Raw genomic sequence first — 26,877 nt, 5'->3', positions numbered from 1 at the left:
TAACGGCAGTTACCCCGTTATGGAGCATTTTTATACCATCCAGGGTGAAGGATATCACCAGGGAAAAGCGGCTTATTTTGTCCGCCTTGGGGGATGTGATGTGGGTTGCACCTGGTGTGATGTAAAGGAAAGCTGGCCTTTTGACACACATCCTCACTGGACGGTAGATGCCATTGTAGAAGCTGTAAAAAAAACGCCTGCGCCCATTGCAGTCATCACCGGGGGCGAACCACTGCTGCACCCGCTGAGCGCACTTACAACTGCACTCCGGGAAAACGGTATCGCTACCAATATTGAAACATCCGGCTCTGCACCCCTGTCCGGCAGCTGGGACTGGATCTGCCTCTCGCCCAAAAAATTCAAACAGCCGTTGCCGGAGATCCTGCCACTGGCAAACGAACTGAAGATCATTGTTTATAATAAAAGCGATTTTGCCTGGGGCGAACAATTTGCCGCGCAGGTTGCGCCACACTGCAAGCTATACCTGCAGCCGGAGTGGAGTAAGGCCGCCGCTATGACCCCACTTATTGTAGACTACATCAAACAGCATCCCAAATGGGAACTGAGTCTGCAGATCCATAAGTATATTCATGTACCGTAACTTTTTTTTAAAAAGTTTAAAGATTGCCGTTATAGCCCGTTTGATACTTGCTGAGCTATCGGCTATTCATTATTGCTCTTGCTTTTGAGGGGATATGTAGACTGGGTGGACTATGGAATTACTTCAGGTTTAACGTTAGATCCGCTTCTTGCTTGGTGTAGGTGTATAGGTGTCAGCTCCCTGATCCCTTACGTAAACAACTGAAAACTGATGGCTGACCACTAATAACTAAATGCTGAACGCATGTTCCTAAAAACGGCTAACGCCCCCCCTTGCTGTTTCTTAATAAAATTTATGTACGTTTGATGATCTTAAATGATCACTATGGCAAAATCAACTACAAAGGAAAAAGGGAAAAAGGGTAAAGCACCCAAATCGATATTAACAGACAATGCACTGCAATTCTTAAAGGGCTATATTAACAACGCTTCCCCCGTTGGCTTTGAATCCTGGGGGCAGAAATTATGGCTCGATTATCTGAAGCCGTATATTGATACGCATTTTGTAGATCCCTATGGAACGGCGGTTGGGATCATTAACCCGGATCAGCCTTTTAAAGTGGTGATTGAGGCGCACGCCGATGAGATCGGCTGGTTTGTAAACTATATTACAGATAAAGGCCTGATCTATGTAAAACGGAACGGTGGCGCCGACCATCAGATCGCACCGGCTCAGCGGGTATTTATCCATGGAAAAAAAGGACCGGTTAAAGCCGTGTTTGGGTGGCCGGCCATTCATACCCGTATCGGCAAGGAAAGTGAAACACAACCCAAAACGGAAAACATCTGGCTGGATTGTGGTGCCCGCAGTAAGAAGGAAATTGAAGCCCTGGGTATCCATGTAGGTGCCGTGATCACCTACCAGGATGGATTTGATGAACTGGCAGGGGATCATTTTGTGGGACGTGCTTTTGATAACCGCATCGGCGGTTTTATGATTGCAGAAGTGGCCCGCCTGCTCAAAGAAAATAAAAAAACATTGCCGTATAGTTTATATGTGGTGAATGCCGTACAGGAAGAAATCGGGCTGCGGGGGGCAGAAATGATCGCACGCCGGATTAAGCCCGATGTTGCGATTGTAACCGATGTTACACATGACACCAATACCCCGATGATCAATAAAAATATTGAAGGCGATGTATTGTGTGGAAATGGTCCGTCACTGGCTTATGCGCCGGCCGTACATAACAAACTGCTGGGCTTTGTTGAAAATGTTGCTGAAGAAAACAACATACCGGTACAATGGCGGGCATTGAGCCGCAGCACCGGCACCGATACGGATTCTTTTGCCTATGCCAATGACGGCTGCCCTTCCGTGCTGATCTCTATGCCCCTGCGATACATGCATACTACCGTAGAGATGATTCACAAAAAGGATATCGAAAATACGATCCGGTTGATGTATGAAACCTTGCTGGCATTAACGCCCAAGACCAACCTGCGTTATTTGTAATTTTATATTCGCCAATAAAAAAGGGACATTTGCCCGATTAGGCAAATGTCCCTTTTTATTAACTGTTTTTTTATCAATCTTCGTTAATACCCCGGATTGTTAGGTTTTAAATTAGGATTGTTCTGCATTTCGGAGGTCGGCAACGGGAACAACAGATTTTTCTCTGCCAGTACGGCGCCGCCTTCGGTAAGTTTATGTCCAACAAAATTATCAAAGCTATTGGTTGCTTCTACATACACTTTACGCCGGCGGATCATATCAAACCAGCTTACGCCCTCATAACACAATTCATGCCAGCGCTCTCTTAATATTGCATCATCAAAAGACTGCTTAGTAAATGTTAGCAGAGCCGGAGTGGTTAATTGCGCCCTTACGCGAATTTTATTCAGTCCGTCCCAGGCCTGCTGATTCGGTACACCATCCGCCAAGTTCTGTGCTTCGGCATACGTTAATAGTACTTGCGCATACCGGATATTCGGCCAGTTTAACCCGCTGGATGCAGTTCCCTGAACGCCACTGGTACCATTGGCGATTATATCAAAAAATTTATAGATATACGGGGCTCCCAGGTCTTTTAAATCTTTATACCCCTGATCGTAATAGGACGTATAAAAGAATCCCTGCCGGTCAACCTTACGAAGATCGCCTGATTCAAAAGAGTTATAAAAGGCTTGTGTGGGAACGGTAGAACCGATCTGTGTACCATAGGCGGAAATGCCCTTAAAATTAGGCAACAAAATTCCCTGGTTCGGATTATTGACCACACCTGCCAGGTACTGAATTTCGAAAATATGCTCTCCCTTGTTGTTGGAGGCGGTGCTATGTAAATCGGAGTAATTGGTAAACAGATCAAACTTTTTGCTATCGATTACTTCCTTGGCTTTTGCTGCGGCTTTTTGATAGTATTCTGTTCCTTTATTTAAAGGAGTTCCGGCCATCGTAATATAAACCTCGGCCAGCAATGCTTTAACGGCACCCAGCGATACCCTGCCTGCCTGATCCGTCCAATCCAAACCGGCGGCTTCTGCAGTGGTAAGATCGTTTATTATTGCGTCATATACGGCCGTAGCTGCGGTACGGGCCGCATAAAGATTCGGTGAGGTACCATCTACAGGCTCCAGAATCAACGGTACATCTCCATATAACCGAACCAGGTAAAAATATGCCCAGGCCCGCAGGAAAGCCGCTTCTCCTATATACTTCTTTTTTGTTGCATCGTCCATTCCCGGCACGCCCGGAACTTTAGTAATCACCAGGTTGGCCTGCGCAATGAGGCTATAAGGCCCGTTCCACCAGTTGTTTACAAAGACATTATCGCCGTTATAAGAAAGGCCGAGAATATTGTTAAGATCTGCATTCTGTCCTGTTTCGGTCCGCGCCGTACCGGTTACCATTTCCAGCATGGAAAAATTATTGGCAAATATACCTGCACCACCGTTAATGAACCTTGTTTGCGCATATACGGCAGCAAGTGCCGACAGGGCCTGATCTGCGGACTGATAAAACGTATCCGGTGAAAAATTGGAGGGATCCTTATCCTTATCTATAAGCCATTTTGTGCAGCCCGTTCCTCCCAAAAGCGTCAAAAACGCCAATACGCAAAATGTAGTATTTTTTATATTAAGTCTCATTGTGTAATTTTTAGAGGTCATTAAAAGCTTGCATTCAAACCAATCGTATAGGTCGTTGGTTTGGGGTAATCAAAAAATGTTTGCCCCTGGGCGAAAGCATTACCGTAGGTGGATACTTCAGGATCATTACCAGTATACTTTGTCCGTAAAAAGAAGTTCTGAGCGGAAAAGTAAACCCTTAATCTTGAAAGCCACAGCTTTTCAATAGCGGCCGGTTTAAAATTATAACTTAACAAAAGATTCCGTCCTCTTATGAAAGAACCATCTTCTACCCAACGGCTATCTACATTGGTTACATATCCTGCGCGCGTATCTCTTATAGCTGCGATCATGGTATTGTCATTGCCTTTATCCGGTGCCCAGGCATCGAGCACACTGGCAAAACTATTAGCGATACCTACCCTGTCCTCCCCGGAGTGATGGGTTTGATTTAACACATCATTACCATACATGAATGCGATATCAAGGGTTAATCCAAATTGTTTGTAACGAAACTCGTTGATGAAACTACCCCAACCTTTTGGACTACCATGCCCGATAATCATACGATCGGCATCATTAATGGCGTAGTCCCCGTTAAGATCCTGGTATTTTAAATCGCCAGGCAAAATGGGTTTACCACCACGGTAACTTGTGTACTTCGCAGCTTCGGCCCTTTCTGCTTCGGTCCAAACGCCCAGCCTTTTCAATCCCCAGAAGGAGCCAACCGGATCACCTACTCTTATGATACCGGTATTGTTTACGAAATTAGGATTCCCGGAAAAAATCGGGGCGGGTGTGGCCAACGACAACACCTTATTCCTGTTAAACGAAATGTTGAACCTGGTGTTCCAGGAAAAGTGCTCTTTCTGCACATTTACGGTATTTAAACCCAACTCCAATCCCCGGTTCTCCATGCTGCCTACATTCTTCATAATGCTGGAGTATCCGCTGGAACGGGGAATTGGAAACGGAAGCAACATATCGGTGGTTTTACGGTAATAAATATCCCCTTCAAACGCAATCCGGTTTTCCAGTAAGCCGAGTTCCACCCCTACATCGAATTGTGCCGTTTTTTCCCATTTCAGATCAGGATTCGCTAACCGGTTTGTACCCACCCCGGTAACTCTTGATCCGTTGAAAATAGCCACATAACCGGAACCCAGCAGGGCATCAGCCGAATAAGGACCGATTTCGGAGTTTCCGGTATATCCATAACTCGTTCTGAATTTCAGATTTGAAATGGTCCTGTTATTTTTCAGGAAATTTTCATCCGAGGCCCGCCAGGCAAATGCCGCAGACGGGAAAAACGCATACTTGAAATTATCGCCAAATTTGGAGTTTCCATCTGCTCTCCCGGTAAAGGTGAACAGATATTTTTCAGCCAGTGTATAATTTACTCTTCCAAAATAAGAGTTAAATGCAAACCCGGACGCATTTGAATTTCCCGGATTTTGCTGGCTTCCGGCTCCTATATTGTTAAACATCAAATAATCGGATGAAAAGTTTTGAGAAGATGCGCCTATATTAAAGTAGTTGGTACTCTGCCATGACAGACCCAGCATTGCATTAAGATCGTGTATAGCTCCAAACTTTTTATTATAGGTGAAATAGTTTTCCGAAGACCAGTATATCTCCCGGCTGTTGTTCACATTTGCCCATCCTTTCTGATCGCGCCCTATCTGGTCAAGTGTTCTTCCGTTGTATTCATTGACGCCTCGGTTTACCACACTTACACCTTCCTGGTTTCTAAACTCCAATCCGGGTGCCAGTTGTACATTAAAATGAAAATCGCCTAAAATTGTCTGCGTATTCATAATGTATTTCCGGTCCGTCATAATATGTACGGGATTAGAACCACCTTCTGCGCCCGGATACTGCCAGTTCTCCGCCCAGGTTCCATCCGGATACCGGACAGGGAGAAACGGAAATGCCTCTGTAATCATACGCACCGAGTTCAGTCCACCGGTACCCTGGTCAATAATGTTTTCTTCCTGGTTATTATAACTTAAACTTCCGCCCACTTTAAGGGCATTCGAAATCCGGCTATCCATTGTAAAACGCGCAGAATAACGCTTTAAATAGGAATTCAGCATCAGCCCGTTTTCATTTCGAAATCCGAGAAACATTCCATAAGTAGTACTTTCATTTCCTCCTGATACACCAAGCTGATGATTCTGGGACAGCTTTTTTTGCTGTGATTCTTTAAACCAGTCCGTATTATAAAGGGGATTTCCATTGCTATCAAATAACAGGGGTAATGATTTTCTTTTGATCCTGGGATCCACTACTTTACTGTAAGAACCGCCTGCCCATCCCACAGGATCATATACTTTAATATTATCATAGGCCAGGTCTTCGATAGCGAGATATTCTTTTGCATTGAGCATTTTTACCCTGTGCGGACCTTCGGCATTCAAAAACAGGCTTCCATCGTAGGTTACCCTTGTTTTTCCGGCACTGCCTTTTTTTGTAGTAATCAGTACTACGCCGTTTGCACCTCTTGCACCATATATGGCGGTTGAAGAGGCATCTTTAAGTATCTCTACAGAAGCGATATCACTCGGATTGATATAGTCGATGGCATTGCTATTCTGCGACTGAGTTCCCTGTGGCAGAAATACGCCATCCACTACATACAGCGGGTTACTTGACGCGTTAATGGAACTAAATCCCCGGATACGGATATTGGTTTGTCCACCCGGTCTTCCGGAGTTTGTATTCACCTGTACACCTGTAACACGTCCGGCCAGTTGTTCATTTACAGATGCAGCCTGCCGCTCCTGTAGCTGTGCGCCCCTTACAGAACCTACAGCGCCGGTCAGATCCGTTTTTTTAACCGTACCATAACCGATCACCACCACTTCATCCAGCTTGGAAGTACTTGCTTCCTGCAATACAATGGTTCCTAAGTCTGTTCTTCCATTTACGATTTGCTCGTAGTTGGAATACCCAACAAAACTAAAAACCAGTGTTGCATTGGCTTTGCTGAGGTTGATGCTGAAAACACCTGCGTTATCGGTTACTACAGCTGTTTGGGTACCTCTGATCTGCACCGTTACTCCCGGAAGCGGTTCTCCTTTTTCATTGGTCACCCTTCCGGTTACCGTTGTCTTTGTTTGTTGAAACATCATAGCGGGCATGGCATTTCCACTTACCACCGGGAATACTCCCATGCCTAAAATGGCAGCGACAAAATACCCCCTCGCTCTTGTGCGTGTGCCTGCGATAATCACAGGCAAGAGTTTGCGATTTCTCATATATTAATAATTGATTTAAAAGGGTTGGCAGTTATAATCCTGCAAACAAGCAATATTCAAAAGCAATCCCACCCGGCAAAAACGTTATTGCAACTGTAAAATAGTATCTATTCTTTATATAAAAAAATATTTTAATCCTAATCAGGCTTCGCCGATTATCATAAAAAAAAGAGCCGCCTGGTAACAGACAGCTCTTCTTTATTCCTGTATCTAATCCTGGTTAATAACCATTGGGTTTTATAAAATCGGGGTTGGCATCAATAGCCTTTTGAGGAATGGGAAATACGGTTTTATCCTTTGCATCCGCAGGCTTATCCCACCACGCACTGCCAAAGCGGTTCCATCTTATTAAATCCGGTCTTCTGTGGCGCTCGCCGATAAATTCGCGCCCCAGTTCGTCTACAAATTCATCGTCCGTCAGTTTCCCGGGATTTGCCACATAACTTTGTGCCGGCCAGTCAGCGGCTGAAAAATTACGTTTTTTAACCGCATCAATTAAAACGGCGGCGCCTGTTTTATCACCGGCCCGGTACTTACATTCAGCAAGAGAATAATATATTTCTGCCAGCCGGATCTCCGGGGCCGAATTAGACATAAAAAGCCCTTTGGATTTTTGCAGCCAGGGGAATTTTAAGAACCGCACCCCGGAATTTTCTTCGCCGGTGGCTACATGGGAGCCTTCGCCCCAGCGCCCGCCGGGTTTTTCGGAGAAACGTCCAACCTGGTCTACAAACTTTAACGGTTTCCCATTATATTCTTCTGAACCGTTGATCATTTTTGTACTGTCATATCCATAGCCTTTTGCCGTATTGTATTCATAAAGCTGACCGATCATAAAGAAGCCTTCATAATCACCGCTGCCGGAGGTTGTCCGGAATGTTTGTTTCCGTTTATCAGTTGCCGCATATTTTTCATAAGGCTTCCCCAGCTTAAAGTCATACAATGTCCCGTTCAGGTCTCTGGAAGGGGTAAGATGCACTCCGTTCCAGCCCCCCCAGTCGTTATCCAACGCATACCGCATGGCATAGTGCTGCATGGCATTATACATCCAGCCAAAATTGTAAATATCAAGTTTATGAGGAAATTCAAAGATATTTTCGGGTGATCGATAGCCCCCAACGCCTGACCTGAAAGGCCCGCGATAATCAGTGTCCAGTGAATAGTTGCCGTACTTCCCATTTATAATATCCTGCGCTACCTGGGCACATTCAACATACTTTGGCTTACCGATCCATTTTTCGGCATTCAGATAAATCCTTACCAATAAAGCTGCCGCGCCGCCCTGATCCCAACGCCCGGGAACCGCACTGTTTTTCGGGAGATCCGGGATGGTTTCTTTCAGCTCTTTTTCAATATAGGCAAATACTTCTTCCGGCGTCGACTGCGCTTTTAACTCACCGGGCGTTTCAACGATGGGAACATTTCTAAAGAAATCTAAAAGAAAAATATAGAACCAGGCCCTGAGTGTTCTTAATTCTGTTAAATGCCTTTTTTTATCCGCTTCCGTCATTCCAAACTTCGAATAATCCAGGTCTTTTATGTCGTTGCTGATCCGGATACATTGCATAATTCCCTGGTAGGGCCCGATCCATCCGCCATAGATTTGCCCCTGCCGCACATCCCAGTTATGCCCGTGCATCCGGATCCACTGGCCATCATCATACCCGTGTTTTCCTTTCTGCGTCCATACAAACTGGTCGGCCGACAACTCCTGCAATATCCAGCGGTCTCCATCCCATCCGCACCATTGACCGTGCTCATAAGGACGTGCTACAGCTGCCTGTATTGAAAGCTTACTGTCGTAATACCCTTCTGCCGGTATTTCTGAAAACAATTCCTCATCCAGCTTTACGCATCCCTGTAATGATGCAGCAAGTATGGCGATACCTATTAAAACTTTACCCTTTTTCATGTTCATTTTCATTAGTTCTTAAAAATTCAGTTGTAAACCCAATGTGAAGGAGCGCGTTGTAGGATACACATCCAGATCGCCGATGCCCGGATCCAACCCGGTAACATTTACAGCAGCAGGATCTAACCCTGTGTATTTGGTTATCGTAAATAGATTCCGTACGGTACCATAAACCCGGAGGCTGCTGAACCCTACAGCGTTTTCCCGCAATTGCTTTTTCCATCCCAATGTAAGATTGTCTAACCGGGTGTAGCTTCCGTTTTCAAGAAAATAATCGGTAATTACCTTACCTGATTTTATTTGTCCATTCCGGGTATAGGCATCCTTTAAGAGGTTTACAGCAGGTTCTGCCTGCAGTCCATAATACATCTGGTAAAGATTCAGGATCTGATAACCATAGCGGCCTCTTAAGAAGAGGGACAGATCTATATTTTTATACGTAAATGTATGCCCCCAGGCTGCTTCGAATTTGGGCATCCCGTTTCCAATAATGGTTTTATCTTCTTCACCGGCACTGTTGGTGGCATCGATCTTTTCGCTGCCCGGTACACCACCTTTCCAAACAAGGATATTTCCCTTATCGTCTACCCCCGCATATTTATAGCCCCAAAAATTACCGATGGCAAAACCCTGGCGAAGCATAAACGCCGGTCCCGGGTTTCCCGGGGAGGGCAGATCATGAAGTGTCCGCTGGTCTGTTTTAAATATACCTTCAGAAAATTTATCCATCCTCGAGCGGTTGTAAGAAAAGGTCAGGTTGGTATTGTATGAAAAATCTTCGGTCTGAACTGCATTCCAGTTCAACGCCAACTCTACCCCTTTACTGCTTTGAGTGCCCACGTTCACAAACATCTGATCATGCAAATATGGAGGAACCGGCACCGTATAATCGTTGATCAGGTCGCTGCCTTTTTTATAATAAAAATCCAGGCTCCCTGATAGTTTATTTTTAAAAATACCAAAATCCAGCCCCAGGTTATAGGATACCTGCCGCTCCCATTTAAGATTAGGATTTTCATTATTCCCCGGACCAAATACCCGGATCCATTGATTATTGTCGTCTAAATACTGACCATAAGGACTGTACTTGGCAAGTGCCACATAACGGTCGAACCCGTTACGACCGGTAACCCCGTAAGAAAAGCGGAGCTTTAAATCGTCAAATACATCATTGTCTTTTAAGAATTCTTCGTTGGTCAGTTTCCATCCCACAGAAACTCCCGGGAAAAATCCCCATTTATTTGAAGGCCCAAATTTTGAATTGCCCTCATAACGACCGGAGAGCGTTACAAAATAAGTTTGCCGGTAATTATACATTACCCTTCCCAGGAAGGAAATATCCTGTTCTTTACTTCTCCAGGAGCTCATCACATCGTTCATATTAATGGGCTGCCCATCACCCCAGTTGCCCTGGCCTATATTATTGTACCCGAAATAATCACTGGGAAAGCGTTTGTTTTTTAACCAGGAGCCATAATTATTAAATTCCTGGTAATTGTACCCGGCTACCGCCTGTATATCATGTTCATTGAACCGCTTTGTATAATTGGCCAGCCACTCAAAATTATAATCGGCCCACTTTTCATTTTGAATACGGGCTTCACCAATATAATTATTTAATACAGAACCTGCCGACTTGGCGCCCCAATATTCCTGCTTCAACATATTATGCCCCTGCCTCGTAAAATTAACTACAGTGTTCAGGTCTTTTGTAAGATGCAGTTTTGCATTTAAGTCGATTACGGTATATTCCTGTTCCGCGCCGGATGTACGTGCTAAAAGATCCTGAACGGGATTGTACGTATCATATCCCTGAAGCGTATTGTACATTAGCGGATCATTCGGGTCCATTATGGGAATTGTTGGATTTAGCCGGATCGCCTGTTTAAACGCACCATAATTCGTATACGCTTCATTTGCGGTGCGGTAAGAGAAATTACCGCCCAGCTCTAATTTCCCGTTTAGCGCTTTTTGCAAGAAGTTAGCCCGCAATCCATATTCTTTCCTGTTGGTCGCCACATCAATCCCCTCCTTTGTACGATAGTTCCCGGAGATCCGGAACTGTGTATTTTCGTTGCCGCCACTCGCAGACAGGTAATGGTTTTGCCCGATATTGTTTTTGCGGATCAATGCATCGTACCAGTTTGTAACCGAGCCAAAATCTTTGTCCCGCTTGTGTTCTAAAAATTCCCCGGCAGAAAGGATATCTGGTTTTTTAGCCACTACATCATGATCTATATAACCATCGTAGTTGAAGGTTACTTTACCGGCTCTTCCCCTTTTTGTTTGCACCAGGATAACACCTCCAGCTCCACGGGCTCCATAAATAGCCGCGGCACCGGCGTCTTTCAGCACCGTTATGGAAGCAATATCCTGTTGCGCCAGGTTCCGGAGATCTCCGCCCGGCATTCCATCTATTACCACCAGTGGGCCGTTGCCTGCTTTGAAAGAACTTGCACCGCGCACCTGTAAGCTCACTCCGGCATTGGGATCCCCCACAGCAGTTTGTGATACCGTTACCCCTGCCACTTTTCCGTCAACCAGCTGCATGGGGTTATTGACTGCACCCTGGATAAAATCTTTGTTATTAACCGTGGCTACGGCCGTTGTCAAATCCTGTTTCCGCGCCGTACCATATCCGATCACGACCACTTCATCCAAAGCAGTTGCCTTTGAAGGCTGCAGCGCAATGGTTCCCAGGTCCGTTCTTCCTTTAACCGGTTCTTCGCGGCTGGTATAGCCAACGGCACTGAATACCAATGTAGCATTAGCGTTATCCAGGTTGAGGGAAAACATACCTGCGTCATCGCTAACCACGGCTGTTTGCGTACCTTTCACCTGAACAGTAACTCCGGGTAATACACCTCCTTTGTCATCGGTCACTTTTCCGGTTACGGTAACTTTTGTTTGCTGAAATGCGACGGCCGGCATGGCTGCTGCCGTTACCGCGGGAATGGTTCCCCATAGGACGGTTGCAACAAAATACCCTCCCGCTCTTGTACAGGCACCTGAGATAAACCCAGGCAAGAGTTTACGATTTCTCATATATATTAAAAACTGATTTAAAGGCCTAACGTGTTTTACAATAGCGCTATACATTTATTTTGGAGGGCATTCCCGGGCGATAAAACATGCCTGCAAAATCAGCCAGGACAAACTTATGCCCCGATCTGTTTTGCTTTTGGAAAACAGAAACAACTTTCTGCAAGGGCCGGTTTAACCCCTGCCAACGGATGCTGATCCGTTCAAAAAAACGCTGTCCAATTTACCTGATTCATGGCCGCAACAAGGTTATGCATTCGCACTTCAAATAAGGTTCGCTAAAACGTTATTGCAAAATCATCTTGTTATTACAGCAATCTGTATGCCAATACATTTTATATCGCCGGCTTTATTCCAACAAAAACCTGCTTTTATCCACAACCTGTTCCGTTTAAAACAGAAACCCGTTTACATTTTTTTTGTAGAGACGCCGGATAAAATGATCACATACTATTTTTCAAATGCCATCTACCTTCCGTACCTGCTTATTATCTAAACGCAGAAAAGATGCCATTCGTATCTGTGCGAAAAAATCAACCCTGTTGTTTTAGCAGGTGATGAAAATAAGGGCAGATCTGCTGCAATCCGCATTCCCTGCATTTGGGATTTCTTGCCAGGCAGGTATAGCGGCCATGAAGGATGAGCCAGTGATGTGCTTTGTGAATCAATTCCGGGGCAATATTGCGGACCAGCTCTTTTTCAACAGCCAGTGGGGTGGTTAGCTTTTGAGACACCAGCCCCAGGCGTTTGCTTACCCGGAATACATGGGTATCTACCGCCATATTGGGTTGTTGCTCCACCACGGAGGTGATGACATTCGCCGTTTTACGTCCCACCCCCGGAAGCGTGATCAGCTCATTTACGGTCATGGGTATTTCGCCACCATAATCCTCCATCACCTTCTGAGCCATGCCGATCAGGTGTTTGGTTTTATTATTCGGATAAGAAATGCTGCGGATCAACGGAAACAGGTCATCAAAACTTGCATGGCTTAAACTGGATAGATCCGGATATTTTTCAAAAATAAACGGAGTGGTCATATTCACCCGCTTATCGGTACACTGGGCAGAAAGGATCACCGCAACCAGCAACTGGTAAGGATTATCATATACCAGTTCCGTTTCCGGGTTGGGCATATGTTCCTCAAAATAATTCACCACAAACTGATAGCGTTCTTTCTTTGTCATGAAACAAACCTATGGGAAAAATTTGAATCCCGATGACTATCGGGAGTGCTAATTTGAAAATGGGAGGCTCGCTTATTGACGGTATATCCGTATATTAAGGTTTAAAGTTCCAGGTTTGACGTTGGACCATTAACGGATGCTTCGTACCTTAGTAAGTTTGTCAGAAATCAGAAATTTATGGGTACTATCGAAATTGAAAATAATATCGCCCTGATCCTGTCGCATATTGTTACCTATGGTAATGCAGCTACCAGCGCACTTACCGAACAAATAAGGGAAGAAATTGAGACGATGTGGAATGAGCCGGAAGGAACTGTTTGGCTGGAAGGAATGGAACGAGCCGTCCGGTTTCGCATTACTGCCGCATATGAACCCGATATTGCCCAGGAAGAAATCCTGGGCAACGATAACCCCCGTAATAATTATTTCAGGATCGAAGAATTCGCCCAGGGTAATATTTCTTTTGTAGACGGTTTGGGTTGCAATACAGGGTACTTTAAACTGGAGAATTTATATAAGGGTTCCACAACTGCGGCGCATGAATATGGACATACGCTGGGACTGGAACATCCCCGGGACCTGGATATCCGGGGCAAAGGCATTCCCGGCATTATGTATCCCCGCGGCACGCTGGTGGATGCCATATACCAGTATGAACCCGATCAGCCTGCAGGTGCCAAGGGCGGCACCCTGTACCCGATTTACCGGAGGGTAAAAAAGGAAGATATTGCGCTCTTAAAAATTGAACGCCTTTCTTTTAAAAACAACCAGGCAATTATTGGGGATTTCAGCAGTATCTGGCATCCGGATCATCAAACCCTGCTTTAATTTTTGATCAGCCGGTAATGGCCGGCAAAGGCACCCTGTATTTCTTTTCCATTCATATCCAGCTGGGTGAGGGCATTGGGCGTTATGGTATACATAACCGGACGTTCCACCCCTGCCCCATCCATTTTTAAATACAGGACCTGGTCTTTTATTTCGTATTTGCCTTTATTAATAAAAGAATCCGGTTGTTCGCCTTTGTAAATCTCCTTCATCAGAAAGGAACGGTCTGAGTACAGGGTAATGGACGTTTCGATTCCCTCGCAGCTGGCACAGGGCAGCAGACCGGAATAGGTACCTTCCTCCAATGTAGTATCCGGAGGATGTTTTTTTGCTGAATCCGCAATTGCAGACGGCGCATAGCTATACACCGCCGAATCGCCCCCCGTTCCGCTTTTGCCTCCGTCTGCAGCACAGCCGGTAATGCAGATGGCTAATATGATATATCCGATTTTCATCCCTGTTCCTGTTATTGAATGATGCGTAATTTATTTCCGGCTTCTTCAAAATCAAGATCAGCGTCCAGGGCGCCGTATTAATGCACATCGGTTTCTAAAGGAAATTCCAATGTAAAAATACTCCCACGGCCAAGTATGCTTTCTACCTTTATAGACCCATTATGTGATTGCGTTACTGATTTAACGTAATTCAATCCAAGGCCAAAGCCTTTTACATTATGAAGGTTACCGGTGTGGGCCCGGTAAAACTTTTCAAAAACCCTTTTTTGCGTTTCCCGCGTCATCCCGATACCATTATCTTCAAATCGCAGTACCAGTTTATCACCCGCATTATAGGAAGTAATCTTTAAATGGATGGGCACATTTTCCTTTGAATATTTCACCGCGTTATCAATAAGGTTATTGACCAGGTTGGTAAAATGCACTTCATCTCCTTTTATCAGGTCATTAGAAGCGCCCAGGGCTAATTCGGCGCGACCATTTTTTTCCTGTAACTGCAGGAGGAATTTATCTGCTACCAGCTTTATGATCTCATGTACATGTACCGGCCCCTTATCCAGCTCCACTTCCTGCTTCTCAAACTGGGAAGCTTTCAGGATGGCCTCCACCTGTTTATTCATCCGCTGGTTCTCTTCTTTAATGATACCGCTAAAATAAGACATGCGTTCGCGGCTCGACATTACCTTTTCATTCTTCAGCGCATCCACCGCCAGGGAGATCGTAGCAATCGGCGTTTTGAATTCGTGGGTCATGTTGTTGATAAAATCATTCTTTATTTCCCCCAGTTTCTTCTGCCGCAGCATAGTATAAACCGTAACAAAAAAGGCTGCTATAATTACCAGTGTGAACAATATCGCCAGGAGAATACTTCCGGTTAAGGAGCGCATCACAAGCCGCTTGTAATTAAGCGCCACTACCCATAATGCTTCATCCGGGTTTTCAAAGGCAGAGCCGCTCGACACCACAATGCCAAAGCCTCTTGGCAAATAATTATGTACCGTATCTGCATTTGCCTGGGCATAATTCGGACTTTGCCGCTCAACCGGGTCAAAAGGCTGATTACTGCTTAGCGTAAGCGCAAACTCAAAATCCAGGTCCTCCAATCCGCTATTGTTAAAGGCCTTGCGGATACGATTGTACAACTGCTGATAACTCATCTTGGCGGAAATCGTATTCCGTCTGAAAAAATCATGTGCAGAACGGGGTAAAATAAGAATATCGTTGTTGTAGGGTGTGCTGTATTGCGTTTTAAATTGGATGAGTTCCTTTCCTACTTCGTTTACCGCATTATCAATTTGCTGGCGTATGCGGTCCTCTTTCAAAATCACCATATTCTTTAACCAGGAAACCTGGAAAAGTATAATTCCCAAAAGCGACAGGGAGATCAGGACAGTTATGAGTACAAATAATTTTTTCACGAACGTTAAAACTGGGTAAAAGCAAATATAATCATCGATCCGCACCTGTAAAAACCATAAATCTGTTTACCTTTATACTTTAACTTGCTTTTAAAGAAGCATTCAATGTTATTGTTATATAATCGAAGCAACTAATGGAACCGGAAAGTGGTAGTTTTTTAATAGCCAATCCTCATCTGAACGATCCCAACTTTGTGCGCACCGTTGTATTCCTTTGCGAACATGACGCTACCGGAAGTGTGGGCTTTGTGATGAACCGGAAAACCGGGCATACCATCGGCGACCTGGTGCCTGATTTTGAAGGTTTTGATTTTCCCGTATATGAAGGCGGGCCGGTTGGACTGGACAACCTGCATTTTTTGCATCAGTACCCGGAGGAGATTCCCGGAGGTAAGGAAGTGCTGGAAGGCGTTTATTGGGGCGGGGATTTTGAAATACTGGCGGCCCTCCTGTCCGAAGGCCGTATTCAGCCCCAAAAAGTGCGTTTTTTCCTGGGCTATAGCGGCTGGGGAGAAGGTCAGCTCAATTTTGAAATGGAGGAAAAGACCTGGATTGTAACAAAGGCCACCCCCGAATTCCTGTTCAGCGATGATGAAACAGCACTCTGGAAAAACATTCTTACCCATCTTGGGGGTGACTACAAACTCATTATCAATGCCCCTATTGACCCCCGGCTGAATTAGGGCATTGGTGAATAGGCAATAGTTAATGGGACCAGAAAGTTTTTAACATTTTGAAGGTTTAATATCACCGTGATTACAGTACCTTAACGGGTTCATCAGTAATCAGTAATCAGTAATCAGTAATCAGTAATCAGCAATCAGAAATCAGAAATCAGAAATCAGAAATCTATATCCATATCCATGAAACGTTTATTATTTTCTATTGTATTAGGAGCATCCGTATTTTTTTCAGGTTGTGACACCCTGCAATCCGTAGCCGGAGGGCTTTCGCAGCTGGACATGGCCAACGGTCTTCGTGCAGCGCTTACCCAGGGACTTTTCAGCGGCTTTGATGCATTTGCCAATCCCAACCAGGGCAACCCGCTGGTTCGTTTTGCGTTTCCCGGCGATGCCGCAAAGATTGAAAAAACCCTGCGGGACCTGGGGCTGAGCTCACTGGTAAACCAGATGACCTCCAAATTTACCAACGCCATGGGCCAGGCCGTTACGGAGGCAAAACCCGTATTTGTAAATGCGGTTAAAAACATGAGCATTACCGATGCCGCCTCCATCCTGCTGACCAACAACCGGCATGCAGCCACAGATTTTTTTAAAGCCCAGATGTCGCCCGACCTGATGACCAAATTCCGGCCGATTGTAGATAATACCGTACGCACCAGCGGTGCCGACAGGGATTATCAATCTGTTGCCAAAGCATATAATGCCATCCCCTTCCTTGGAAAGAAACTGGAACCCAGTCTGAATGATTTTATAGCGGCCCGCGCCATTGATGGCATGTTCGTTTATGTAGGAAACGAAGAAGAAAAGATCCGCACCAACCTGGCATTCCGGAAAACCGATTTGTTACAGCGCGTCTTCGGATATGCCGATCAGCAAATGCGGCTGAGAGGGGGACAATAGGTGAAATCAGTTATCAGTTTTCAGTTATCAGCCATCAGTTTTCAGCTATCAGTTATCAGCTCTGATTAGCAGGGTATTGATACCTGGCTGTCAGGCGTGCTATGCGTTTGATTCCGGGCTTTGAAATGTCTTCTTTTAGATTGAGATCCGGCATCAAATCCCATCCAACCTGGCGCCGCAGATGCGCAGATTCGGTATCGGCTTTAACTACAACAATATTGTAGAAAAGCGCCGCAGGCGCAATCTGCGTATCTGCGGCAACCATAAAAATTGCTTAAGGAAACGGTATTGATATACCAATTACCCTGCTGTCCATTCTTTGCAGGTAACCTGCTGCGCATGACACGCTTTTAAAGCCCGAGTGCCTGATCGAGTATATTTTTGCTCTCGCCAATCAGTTCTCCCATAGTGGGCGCATTATTTTCAACAATTGTTCCGTCCTTTCCTATAACATAATAATGCGGGATACCTGTAACATTATAGGCTTTAACAGCCGGATGCTGTTCCCAACCTTCTGCAATCAGGTTGACCTGATCTTCGATTTTATATTTTTTCAGGGTCTCTTTCCATTCTTTTTCGTTCGCGTCTACGCAAACAGCAACAAATACCAGATCTTTTCCTTTGTATTTTAAGTGCAGCTTTTGACTGTACTTTTCGATATCATAAATACAGGGGCCACAACCCACGCCCCAAAAATCCAGGTACACTACTTTCCCCTTCAGATCGGCCAGGGAAATATTGCTTCCGGATGCGCTTTTCAACGTAAATGCCGGTGCCATTTTTCCGGGTTTAAGTGTTGCAGCAGCAGCATAGCCCTGCTGCAGGATATTTTTCAGTACGGTATCCTTTAATTCGGCCTGAAACCGGTTATACACTTGCTCTACTTTATTAAACGAATACGAATTGAATCCATCCAGAATACATTTTGCAATAAACCAATTCCGGATCTCTGGTATTTTTAAAACACTCCATGCCATGTGGTAGCTATCAGCAACCGGGTCGAACTCAATTTCCCGTCCTGAGAAGGAATTAAAAATCAGTTGATCCGCAAACCTCGAAAAATCGTATAGAAAATTCCGGTAGGTATCACTGACCTGGAACAGCGACAGGTCCAGGCTGGAATACCGGTGATACCCGATCCACTGAGCCATGTTTCCATCACTTACAGGTATTTCGGGATGTAATGTACGTTTCAGCAGTAATTTATGGTCCTGAAGTACAGCAGCATATTTATAAAACAGGTCGGGGTATACTGATTTGAACAAAAAACCACTGCTGTCTGCTCCAAGAAGGGCCCTTAGCTCTTTATTATAAAGACCGTTGATCAATGCGAACTTTTCATCGTCATCCAGCCGCTTCTCTCTGTTATAAAGAGCTTTCTGCATATCAAAAAAGGGTTTTCGGAAGTTCAGGTACTGGTACCACTGGAACGACCACAACAACTGTTGATTACTGTGGGGGCCCGAAATCCGGAAACTGTTCCTGAAATCTTTTTCATCCCAGTTCATATACAAGCTATCCCCATCCTTCACCGTAAAAATAACAACATCATCGTTTAAGGAAAGATGGAGATCCTGCTGATGGCCCTCAATTTCCAGTTTGTGTTTAAAGCTTCCATTTTTATTGAGTATGACGGATGATGGGCGATTACTAAAAAAACCGGTACTTGTAAATTCAAAAAAAGCGGCACCCGCATTTTTTACATCTCCAATAAGCCAAACGGTTCCCTTATCATTTATTCCCCGGGCATTTATGATTGTTGTAAGCAGTGTAAACAAAGCAGTTATTGCGTATTTCATATTGCAGTTTTCATAAAATTATAAAAAAAGCCGGAACTTTGAAAGCCCCGGCAATAACGCATCAGACCATATCCGCTACCACAGCTGGTTATGCTTCTGCAGCGCATAGGAGAACCCCAGCGCCAATGAATAATATTTATTGGGATTATTACGCCCCTCGGGGTTATGATTATCCAGGTTCCTGGTGAGGAACCGCACATTGCCTTCCAGGAAAACACGGGCCCGGCTGCTTACCTGGTATTTTACGCCGCCACCCACAGGCAGAATAAATGCCATTTTATCTGAACGGTCTTTACCCCCGTTGGAAGAAGAATAATTAAACAATCCATAGGCGCCGGCACCTGCAAGCACATAAGGAGACCACCGGGTTACCGCATCATTCAAAAAATCATACTGGGCTTTCACCGTAGCCTCCAGCACATTTGTCTTAAACATTCCGTAAGGATTCCTGGCATTTTTGGCATCAATGTTATTGCCCTTTAATTCACCAAACAACAACTCGCCCCTCACAAATAACTGGGAAGGCAATATCATATTATGATCATAAAACGCCGAAACTCCATAAGACGTATGTGTACCCAATGGTGCTTTTACGGCATACCGGCCCGAATAACCCAGCGCACCAGCCGTAATACCTATATTGCTTTTACGGGCTATATAATCTTTTTGTCCGTTGCTTTGGGCGGTTGCACACAAACCACTGGCAACAAACCCTGCTAAAAGAATCCAAACTTTTACTTTCATAGTGTATTATTATTTGCTCCACATACGCCGGCTCAGGCTATTCAGCTGTTGCTGAATTTCCACCGCATGCGCCTCCGTAAGCGGGTTTTCATTAAATCCGTTCTCTGCGTCCAGTGAAGATTTGGTCACCTTGCTATCGAACAACCGGTTTTCAAACACTTCTTCCCAGGTAATACGGCCGCCCATATCCAGGGGGTTTACAATACTGCTTCTTACCAGTGTTTTTCTTAAATCGGGGTAATACAGCCAAAAGAGCGCATGCTCGCTGTTGGCCATCGTATACCCATCGGAAGTGGTATATGCTGATAACGGAGCAATACCCAGTACACGGATATAGGTTTTACCATCCCTTTTATTAAACACCCATTCTTCCTTGATCCTGAACTTATAAATAGAATCACCGGATACCATCCGGCTTCTTACCTGGTAGCCTACAATATTTCCATCCATATCATATTTTGCAGCCGTATCTTTTCCGCCACCAAAGGAAGCCATGACCTCATCATAGCTGATGGGGGTGGTAAACCGGTCATCGATATTGCTGAATGCCTGCACGCCATTATCCTTCACCGCCTTTAGCATGATGTTGATCAGCCGCGCATTTTCATCGCCATCGATTGCTTTATTAAAGAAATACCGCGCGTTCTTCTGGGTTCTTGCATCAATGGTACGCCATACCCGTACCCGGTAAAGGGCATCCGATGCATACAGGGCCGTATACGGTAACGGTGTAGCGGTACTGTCCGACATATCATCTTCCAGCACATTATCCTTACGAAGCGATTTGGAGGACCCGCCAAATAACCCGCCGCCCTGTGCGTCTTCTACTACTTCTATGGGAAGATTGGGCTGCATGCTATCCGTTACCGGAGATTTATCCGGATCCGGCTGTCCGGGTTTTACGGCGCCCTTGGGCGTGTTGGCTTTGGGAGCCGCCGGCTTTTTATCGGAGGAAATGGGCGTATCATACGCACTCCGTTGAGCAAAGCTGTATTCTGAAACAGAAAGCAACCCTGTTGTCAGACAAGCGGCGATAAATAAATTCAATTTCATCAGTATATTTTTTATTCCCGGGTTGATGGCCCGGAAAACAATCCATTAATATAAGTTAAACGCAATAGGCGCTAATGTTCTTGTGCCACCGGGACCTGTTGCCTTTATTTCATCAATTGTGATGGTGCTTCCGGGTTGTGCCCGTTCGATAAGCGACCGGGCCGCATTAAACGAGTTACCGGATACCGCCTTATGCATGAACTCTGAATACCCTGCTCCGGCAAAGGTCATGGTATAACTGGACACGGTAAACTTTACGCCTTCAAATACAAAATTCTCCAGTTCGGCCCTTACACCCGCCTGCGCTTTAAAATCATTCACCCGCATGCGGCCGCCCTTGCTGGCGCCTACCATTGCCGTAGGTGAGGGTACCGATTTTACCCGGAATTCAAAATTGCTGGTGTGTTTACCATCATTTACAGAAACGGTGGCCGTACCGGGGGTGGTTACCCGCGCTGTGTATTTTCCGCGCGAACCGGAAATGCTGCCCTGGCTGATGGATACCCGCAGCTGATCGGCACTGGTACCGCTTCCGCCACCTACAGAAACGGGGTTATCCAGGCCCACGTATAGCACTTTCACCGCATCCGCACTCACTGTTAAGCCGGTTGGGGAGGCCACGGTATAAGTGATATCGCGGGTGATGACAGAAGTGGTTCCATCTGGTTTTACAAAAGAGATGTTTACTTTTTTGGTATAGGTTCCCGGACCTCCGGCAACGGTTTTATATTCCGCCAAACCGTTTGCGTTCAGGGGTACCGCCGCACCATCGATGGTTACGGTTGGACGGGCATTTTTACTAAATGCACCTACCCCTGCGGTGATGTTAAACTCCTGGCCCGGCAGCAGGTATTGCGCATTGGCCATGGCCAGCGCCTGAAACTCATCATACACCACTTTTACAGCGCCGATCTTATTGTGGCAATATTCAATCACCTGCGATTCGGCATTCTTAATGTCGTTCTGGAATTTAGAAAGAATGGTAATGGCAGCCACCGAAGGCGTGCTTCTGAAATAGGCGGCCGACCAGGTTTTATTGTTACTGTTCTTTACTTCGGGCATGCTCAGATCCAGGGGTAGCGCATGCTGAAATTCGTTGTTGATTTCGGGGTCGATCGACAGCATGGCCGTTTTATAACCGGTGAGTTTTTTCAACAGGTCGTCTCCCTGTTTTTTGTACACCATGATCCGGGTGGGCACATCCAGGTTGCTTTCCTTATAGGCCCCGGTTTTTGCGTTCAGCCCGGATGCCGTTTTAATTTGCGTCTTCAATGATTCAATATAGGTTACCAGGTCATCTGAAAGCTGACGGGCTTTTTCGGCCTTTGGCATCCATATATGCGCCAGCTCCTGGGTTTTAGGATCATTTGCTTTTTCTTCCAGCGAAACAAAAATGGTCTTATTCTTCTTATCGATGGTTTCATTGGCATTGGTCAAACTCTTATCGATCGTCTTAAATGCGTTCAATACTTCCGATGATACATTCAGTGCCAGCAATGCTGTCAGCACCAAATACATCAGGTTGATCATCTTCTGCCTCGGCTCTCGTGGTAAGGCCATAATAGAATTCGTTTACGTGATTTTGATAAATTACGGGATGAACGAATTATCCGTTCTTCATTTGCATAGCGGCAATCATGCCACTGTACATCTGGTTCAGCCGGGCAAGATTTTTTGAAAGATCCGCGATCTCCTTCTGGGTACTCTTTGCATCCTCTGCGCTGTTTACCAATGCGTCGGAAGTTTCCGCCAGCTTTTTATAATACATATTCATCTGGCTGATGGAAGCGCTGGCCTGCTTGATCTGCCGGGCGTATTCTTCTGTATCCACGATGCTTTCGGATGCATGACTGATCCGGTTGATATTGGCCTCCAGGCTTTTGAAACCGGTACTTAACCGTCCCAGGTTCTCCGGCGTAATATCGGCAGCCTTCAGCATTTCATCAACAGAAACCAGGGCACTGTCCTTCGCCATTATCTTTTTCACAGCAACGGTGTCTTCCGCACCGGTGGGATTCCCCATCTCATCTACTTTTTGCGGGGGATTAAACAGGTACATCAAACCAAAGCTCAGGAATACCAGCACCTCGGTATATAACCCGATCTGCAGCCAGACATTGGGATCTCCGAACGGGGAAGTTCCGGTAAGCTTAAACAACACTCCCAGCAATACGGGAACAGCACCCAATGAATAAAAGATCTCCAGGTATCTGTCTATCGGTCGAACTTTTTCAACAGCCATACACGCTAAATTTTATTGATAAATTGTTTGATGAAATACAAATTGATTATTCCGGGAGGTTCACCACTATGCGGAATCCCAGGTAGGAATGCGATGCATCCAGGTCTTCAAAGGAACGGTTCTCCGTAGTCATGAACGTGGGCGTATCTTTCCAGCTGCCGCCCCGGATCACTTTCCGCCGTTGCGCCCGCGACTCCGATTCGGGTGTACCCCATTGAATATCGGGGTTAAAACGGTTCTGAAAGTTCTCCCCGCCTTCATAATAGGAGGTGGTGGTCCATTCGGAAACATTATCCGCCAGGTTAAACAACCCGAAATCACCCTTTTTAGCGCCCCTTACATATACCGGAAAGATCTTTCCCTCCCCGGGTATGGCGGTCTTCGTGTTATTGCCGATTTCGTCGTTCGATGCATCCTTTGTGCTACTTTCCTTTTTTCCGGCGCCTTTATTATTTAAACTGGCCGCATATTCCCATTCAGCCTCTGTTGGAAGCCTTGCCTTTCCTCCCGCATTGCCCCTGTTTTTCGATTGCTGTGCCAGGATCTTATGCTTGGTCATCCAGTCGCAATAGGCACTGGCCTGTTTCCAGCTTACCCCCACAACCGGGTAATTCTGGTATTTGGCACTGCTGAAATAATTCACGGCCATCTGCTCGTTGTTGGAATATCCGAAATCCCGCATCCAGGCGAGGGTATCCGGGTATACCTGAACGGTATAGCGGTATACGAAATCCTTTGCATCCCGGCCTTTATTCTCCCTTTTTGCCGCCTCCTGGTAGTTAAACCCTTCTAGTGCATAAATCAGCTTATCCGGGTCCAGCATGCGTTTCTGACTAATGGTTTTGGAGGGGTCCAGCACCAGGTCGCCCAGTTGCGAAAGGATGGCCGGATCGGCATAATTGATGCGGGAAGCCATTTTCCAGTTAACAGCGCTGTCGTTGCCAACGATAGAAACATACTGTCCGCCCAGGCGTTTTGCCGCAATGGAGTCGCGCACCCATTCCACAAATTCACGGTACTGCGCATTGGTTACCTCCGTGGCCGACATATAAAAGCCACTGATCAACACAGGACGTTGCTGGTCCTGGCTGGTGGGCGAAGTAGAATCGCCATGATTTCCCATGATAAAGGTTCCGGTTGGGATTTCTACTACCGACATAGGCAGCGTGGAGCCAATTTCGGACTTTTTCCCTACAACTTTTCTTAAACTAACACTTTTCTGAGCATATGAGTGAAAACACAGGAAGGAGGCAACAATGAAAAAAAGAAGATGATTCCTCATGGGAAGATTTAGGTTTAAAAACTTTTGATTCGCAAAATGTCTGCCAGAATACGGGCAAATTAACCCTCTTTTACAAAAAACAGGAAAGTTTTTTCACCGGAACGCGATGGCAATCAAAATCATACCCTGTTTGGGGTACATAAACAGGTGAAAAAAAAGTAGCTGTTTTTCGTGTATTTATCAGATCCGGGCAGCGGCAGTCCGGGAAAAAATGATGGATACGGAGCATTCCGGACCTGGAAGCGCATAAAAAGAGCACCGGCCACATTCATACGTTATTCGCTCCGGATAATCACAATATTGCACAAAAAAGCCCGCTCCAAAGAACGGGCTGTATAAAAGACTTCTGTTTTTTTACAAAGACCGGGCTCCTTCTATAAGCACCGTTACCTTATTGTTCAGCACCTCTACAAATCCGCTCTGGATCTGAAAATAGCTGGAGCTGTTATTGCGGTCCTTTAAGATCTTCAGTTTGCCTTCCTGTAAGGCGGCAATCATTGGCGCATGTTTGTCCAGGATTTCAAATGAGCCGGAGATTCCGGGCATTTGCACACCGTAAACATCACCGCTGTAGACCTTTTTTTCGGGAGTTAATATTTCTAATTGCATGTTACAAATGTGATAATGTGTGAATGTGAGGAATGTGATAATGTCTATGTGATCATGCGGCTTATTTCCACATTTTCATATTTACAAATTCCCACATTTTATTAAGCCTGTGCCAGTAATTTCTTTCCTTTCTCGATGGCGTCATCAATATTACCAACAAGGTTGAAAGCCGCCTCAGGATACTCATCTACTTCACCGTCCATGATCATGTTAAATCCGCGGATGGTTTCGTCGATGGGTACCAGTACTCCTTTCAAACCGGTAAAGGCTTCTGCCACGTGGAAGGGCTGCGAAAGGAAACGCTGTACTTTACGTGCACGGGACACGGTCATTTTATCTTCATCACTCAGCTCATCCATACCCAGGATGGCGATGATGTCCTGTAATTCTTTATAACGCTGTAAGATCCGTTTTACGCGGTTGGCGCACTCGTAGTGTGCATCACCTACCACCTGCGGCATCAGGATACGGGAAGTAGAATCCAGGGGATCCACTGCCGGGTAAATACCCAAATCGGCAATTTTACGGCTTAATACGGTGGTAGCATCCAGGTGGGCAAAGGTTGTTGCCGGCGCCGGATCCGTAAGGTCATCCGCAGGTACATAAACCGCCTGTACGGAGGTAATAGAACCGCTTTTTGTAGAAGTGATCCGCTCCTGCATCAATCCCATTTCTGTAGCCAGTGTTGGCTGGTATCCCACCGCCGAGGGCATACGGCCCAGCAACGCCGATACCTCAGATCCGGCCTGTGTGAAACGGAAGATATTATCCACGAAGAACAGGATATCCTTTCCTTTTCCTTCGCCATCTCCATCCCGGAAATATTCGGCAATGGTTAAACCGCTCAGCGCCACACGTGCCCGTGCACCCGGAGGTTCGTTCATCTGACCAAATACGAATGTAGCTTTGGATTCGGCCAGCTCTTCCTGGTTTACCTTGCTCAGGTCCCAGCCACCTTCTTCCATGCTGTGTTTAAACGCCTCACCATATTTCATAATGCCGGCTTCGATCATTTCACGCATCAGGTCATTTCCTTCACGGGTACGCTCTCCCACCCCTGCAAACACGGATAAACCACCGTGTCCTTTTGCGATGTTGTTGATCAATTCCTGGATCAATACGGTTTTACCTACTCCTGCACCTCCAAATAAACCAATTTTACCTCCTTTTGCGTATGGCTCGATCAGGTCGATTACCTTAATACCGGTAAACAACACTTCCGTTGCCGTGCTCAGGTTCTCGAAGGCCGGCGGCATAGCGTGGATGGGGCGGCCATTTGCTTTTGAAACAGCAGGCAGACCATCAATTGCGTCACCGGTTACATTAAACAGACGTCCTTTGATCGCTTCACCTGTAGGCATGGTAATTGCTCTACCGGTATCGCGCACTTCGGTACCCCGAACAAGTCCTTCTGTACCGTCCATAGCAATGGTACGCACGCTGTCTTCTCCCAGGTGCTGTTGCACCTCTAACACCAGGGTATCACCATTTTCTTTCGTGAGTTCCAATGCGTTATAAATTTCGGGAAGCGTACCATCAAACTGAACGTCGATTACCGCGCCGATCACCTGTTTTACTTTACCTGCGTTTGCCATATTCAATATTGAAATATAAGGTTTTATTTGAGGCTGCAAAAGTAAGGTTTATCCCTAAAATAAATAACGCGGACGCAAAGAATTATTAATAACCTGTGGAAAAAACGTTTTTATCGATACTCAGCGCGTATTTTTGCGGAACATAAACACATTAAACTTATTGAGAATGATGAAAAACATTGCCCGCGGAAGGAGCCTTTTGACG

21 protein-coding genes are annotated in these 26,877 nt (G+C 45.7%); 5 read left to right on the top strand and 16 right to left on the bottom strand.

The features are described from left to right. Positions 1–19: 19 nt before the first annotated feature. The gene (locus Q1V85_RS03610; RefSeq protein ID WP_300597529.1) at positions 20–601 is read left to right on the top strand and encodes a 7-carboxy-7-deazaguanine synthase QueE; all 582 of its coding nucleotides are present in this window, start codon (positions 20–22) and stop codon (positions 599–601) included. A gap of 324 nt (positions 602–925) precedes the next feature. Then, positions 926–2,053, top strand: a complete 1,128-nt coding sequence (locus Q1V85_RS03605) for a M42 family metallopeptidase (protein ID WP_300597527.1) — start codon at positions 926–928, stop codon at positions 2,051–2,053. An 83-nt stretch (positions 2,054–2,136) separates the two neighbouring features. Here Q1V85_RS03605 and Q1V85_RS03600 read toward each other — a convergent pair whose 3' ends face one another. The 5 genes from Q1V85_RS03600 to nth all read right to left on the bottom strand — a co-directional run bounded on the left by Q1V85_RS03600 (position 2,137) and on the right by nth (position 13,064). Further along, the gene (locus Q1V85_RS03600; RefSeq protein ID WP_300597525.1) at positions 2,137–3,684 is read right to left on the bottom strand and encodes a RagB/SusD family nutrient uptake outer membrane protein; all 1,548 of its coding nucleotides are present in this window, start codon (positions 3,682–3,684) and stop codon (positions 2,137–2,139) included. 20 nt (positions 3,685–3,704) lie between these two features. Continuing rightward, positions 3,705–6,923, bottom strand: coding sequence for a TonB-dependent receptor (locus Q1V85_RS03595; protein ID WP_300597523.1), 3,219 nt, complete (start codon positions 6,921–6,923; stop codon positions 3,705–3,707). A gap of 220 nt (positions 6,924–7,143) precedes the next feature. After that, positions 7,144–8,835 (bottom strand): RagB/SusD family nutrient uptake outer membrane protein, encoded by a 1,692-nt coding sequence (locus tag Q1V85_RS03590; protein ID WP_300597521.1) that lies wholly within the window; start codon positions 8,833–8,835, stop codon positions 7,144–7,146. 18 nt (positions 8,836–8,853) lie between these two features. Then, a complete protein-coding gene (locus tag Q1V85_RS03585; RefSeq protein WP_300597519.1) occupies positions 8,854–11,880 on the bottom strand; it encodes a SusC/RagA family TonB-linked outer membrane protein in 3,027 nt (1,008 codons plus the stop codon). Between the two features lie 530 nt (positions 11,881–12,410). Further along, positions 12,411–13,064 carry an endonuclease III gene (nth, locus tag Q1V85_RS03580; protein WP_300597517.1) on the bottom strand — a complete coding sequence of 218 codons (654 nt, stop codon included), beginning with the start codon at positions 13,062–13,064 and terminating at the stop codon, positions 12,411–12,413. A 177-nt stretch (positions 13,065–13,241) separates the two neighbouring features. Between nth and Q1V85_RS03575 the strand changes: the two genes are divergently transcribed. Further along, positions 13,242–13,892: a peptidase M10 gene (locus tag Q1V85_RS03575; protein WP_300597515.1), complete on the top strand. Its 651-nt coding sequence runs from the start codon at positions 13,242–13,244 to the stop codon at positions 13,890–13,892. Here the strand turns inward: Q1V85_RS03575 and Q1V85_RS03570 are convergent. Then, entirely contained in the window at positions 13,889–14,347 is a 459-nt protein-coding gene (locus tag Q1V85_RS03570) for a copper resistance protein NlpE (RefSeq protein ID WP_300597513.1), read from the bottom strand. The two genes, Q1V85_RS03575 and Q1V85_RS03570, sit on opposite strands and share 4 nt — an antisense overlap. 77 nt (positions 14,348–14,424) lie before the next feature. Then, complete coding sequence (locus Q1V85_RS03565) at positions 14,425–15,765, bottom strand: HAMP domain-containing sensor histidine kinase (protein ID WP_300597511.1); 1,341 nt, start codon at positions 15,763–15,765, stop codon at positions 14,425–14,427. Between the two features lie 134 nt (positions 15,766–15,899). On the opposite strand from Q1V85_RS03565, the gene Q1V85_RS03560 reads away from it, so the two are divergent. Continuing rightward, positions 15,900–16,448, top strand: coding sequence for a YqgE/AlgH family protein (locus Q1V85_RS03560; protein ID WP_300597509.1), 549 nt, complete (start codon positions 15,900–15,902; stop codon positions 16,446–16,448). 180 nt (positions 16,449–16,628) lie between these two features. Then, positions 16,629–17,348: a DUF4197 domain-containing protein gene (locus Q1V85_RS03555; RefSeq protein ID WP_300597507.1), complete on the top strand. Its 720-nt coding sequence runs from the start codon at positions 16,629–16,631 to the stop codon at positions 17,346–17,348. Positions 17,349–17,403: 55 nt separating this feature from the next. Here the strand turns inward: Q1V85_RS03555 and Q1V85_RS03550 are convergent, their stop codons facing one another. The 9 genes from Q1V85_RS03550 to atpD form a co-directional block, all read right to left on the bottom strand. Then, positions 17,404–17,613 carry a hypothetical protein gene (locus Q1V85_RS03550; RefSeq protein ID WP_300597505.1) on the bottom strand — a complete coding sequence of 70 codons (210 nt, stop codon included), beginning with the start codon at positions 17,611–17,613 and terminating at the stop codon, positions 17,404–17,406. An 85-nt stretch (positions 17,614–17,698) separates the two neighbouring features. Next, positions 17,699–19,147, bottom strand: a complete 1,449-nt coding sequence (locus Q1V85_RS03545; RefSeq protein WP_300597503.1) for a TlpA disulfide reductase family protein — start codon at positions 19,145–19,147, stop codon at positions 17,699–17,701. A gap of 75 nt (positions 19,148–19,222) precedes the next feature. Beyond that, positions 19,223–19,891 (bottom strand): outer membrane beta-barrel protein, encoded by a 669-nt coding sequence (locus tag Q1V85_RS03540; RefSeq protein ID WP_300597501.1) that lies wholly within the window; start codon positions 19,889–19,891, stop codon positions 19,223–19,225. Between the two features lie 9 nt (positions 19,892–19,900). Next, entirely contained in the window at positions 19,901–20,944 is a 1,044-nt protein-coding gene (gene gldN / locus Q1V85_RS03535) for a gliding motility protein GldN (RefSeq protein ID WP_300597499.1), read from the bottom strand. 45 nt (positions 20,945–20,989) lie between these two features. Continuing rightward, positions 20,990–22,504, bottom strand: coding sequence for a gliding motility protein GldM (gldM, locus tag Q1V85_RS03530; RefSeq protein ID WP_300597497.1), 1,515 nt, complete (start codon positions 22,502–22,504; stop codon positions 20,990–20,992). Between the two features lie 46 nt (positions 22,505–22,550). Next, the gene (locus Q1V85_RS03525) at positions 22,551–23,186 is read right to left on the bottom strand and encodes a hypothetical protein (RefSeq protein ID WP_300597495.1); all 636 of its coding nucleotides are present in this window, start codon (positions 23,184–23,186) and stop codon (positions 22,551–22,553) included. Positions 23,187–23,232: 46 nt separating this feature from the next. Beyond that, entirely contained in the window at positions 23,233–24,468 is a 1,236-nt protein-coding gene (locus Q1V85_RS03520) for an SUMF1/EgtB/PvdO family nonheme iron enzyme (protein ID WP_300597493.1), read from the bottom strand. A gap of 354 nt (positions 24,469–24,822) precedes the next feature. Then, positions 24,823–25,077, bottom strand: coding sequence for an ATP synthase F1 subunit epsilon (gene atpC / locus Q1V85_RS03515; protein WP_300597491.1), 255 nt, complete (start codon positions 25,075–25,077; stop codon positions 24,823–24,825). A gap of 101 nt (positions 25,078–25,178) precedes the next feature. Next, complete coding sequence (atpD, locus tag Q1V85_RS03510) at positions 25,179–26,672, bottom strand: F0F1 ATP synthase subunit beta (protein ID WP_300597489.1); 1,494 nt, start codon at positions 26,670–26,672, stop codon at positions 25,179–25,181. Positions 26,673–26,877 lie beyond the last annotated feature (205 nt).

It is taken from the genome of Niabella sp. (genome assembly GCF_030150205.1).
In the GTDB taxonomy this organism is placed as follows: Bacteria; Bacteroidota; Bacteroidia; order Chitinophagales; family Chitinophagaceae; genus Niabella.
This window is presented reverse-complemented; position numbering and strand designations above follow the sequence as displayed.

What these genes read in the sequence shown, in the direction of transcription:
- Q1V85_RS03610 (WP_300597529.1), top strand. Translation starts at nt 20, where the DNA reads ATGGAGCATTTTTATACCATCCAGGGTGAAGGATATCACCAGGGAAAA.
- Q1V85_RS03570 (WP_300597513.1), bottom strand. Translation starts at nt 14,347, where the DNA reads ATGAAAATCGGATATATCATATTAGCCATCTGCATTACCGGCTGTGCT.
- Q1V85_RS03560 (WP_300597509.1), top strand. Translation starts at nt 15,900, where the DNA reads ATGGAACCGGAAAGTGGTAGTTTTTTAATAGCCAATCCTCATCTGAAC.
- Q1V85_RS03545 (WP_300597503.1), bottom strand. Translation starts at nt 19,147, where the DNA reads ATGAAATACGCAATAACTGCTTTGTTTACACTGCTTACAACAATCATA.
- atpD (WP_300597489.1), bottom strand. Translation starts at nt 26,672, where the DNA reads ATGGCAAACGCAGGTAAAGTAAAACAGGTGATCGGCGCGGTAATCGAC.
- gldM (WP_300597497.1), bottom strand. Translation starts at nt 22,504, where the DNA reads ATGGCCTTACCACGAGAGCCGAGGCAGAAGATGATCAACCTGATGTAT.
- nth (WP_300597517.1), bottom strand. Translation starts at nt 13,064, where the DNA reads ATGACAAAGAAAGAACGCTATCAGTTTGTGGTGAATTATTTTGAGGAA.
- Q1V85_RS03595 (WP_300597523.1), bottom strand. Translation starts at nt 6,923, where the DNA reads ATGAGAAATCGCAAACTCTTGCCTGTGATTATCGCAGGCACACGCACA.
- Q1V85_RS03600 (WP_300597525.1), bottom strand. Translation starts at nt 3,684, where the DNA reads ATGAGACTTAATATAAAAAATACTACATTTTGCGTATTGGCGTTTTTG.
- Q1V85_RS03590 (WP_300597521.1), bottom strand. Translation starts at nt 8,835, where the DNA reads ATGAAAAAGGGTAAAGTTTTAATAGGTATCGCCATACTTGCTGCATCA.
- Q1V85_RS03520 (WP_300597493.1), bottom strand. Translation starts at nt 24,468, where the DNA reads ATGAGGAATCATCTTCTTTTTTTCATTGTTGCCTCCTTCCTGTGTTTT.
- Q1V85_RS03550 (WP_300597505.1), bottom strand. Translation starts at nt 17,613, where the DNA reads ATGGTTGCCGCAGATACGCAGATTGCGCCTGCGGCGCTTTTCTACAAT.
- Q1V85_RS03605 (WP_300597527.1), top strand. Translation starts at nt 926, where the DNA reads ATGGCAAAATCAACTACAAAGGAAAAAGGGAAAAAGGGTAAAGCACCC.
- Q1V85_RS03585 (WP_300597519.1), bottom strand. Translation starts at nt 11,880, where the DNA reads ATGAGAAATCGTAAACTCTTGCCTGGGTTTATCTCAGGTGCCTGTACA.
- Q1V85_RS03555 (WP_300597507.1), top strand. Translation starts at nt 16,629, where the DNA reads ATGAAACGTTTATTATTTTCTATTGTATTAGGAGCATCCGTATTTTTT.
- Q1V85_RS03540 (WP_300597501.1), bottom strand. Translation starts at nt 19,891, where the DNA reads ATGAAAGTAAAAGTTTGGATTCTTTTAGCAGGGTTTGTTGCCAGTGGT.
- atpC (WP_300597491.1), bottom strand. Translation starts at nt 25,077, where the DNA reads ATGCAATTAGAAATATTAACTCCCGAAAAAAAGGTCTACAGCGGTGAT.
- gldN (WP_300597499.1), bottom strand. Translation starts at nt 20,944, where the DNA reads ATGAAATTGAATTTATTTATCGCCGCTTGTCTGACAACAGGGTTGCTT.
- Q1V85_RS03575 (WP_300597515.1), top strand. Translation starts at nt 13,242, where the DNA reads ATGGGTACTATCGAAATTGAAAATAATATCGCCCTGATCCTGTCGCAT.
- Q1V85_RS03525 (WP_300597495.1), bottom strand. Translation starts at nt 23,186, where the DNA reads ATGGCTGTTGAAAAAGTTCGACCGATAGACAGATACCTGGAGATCTTT.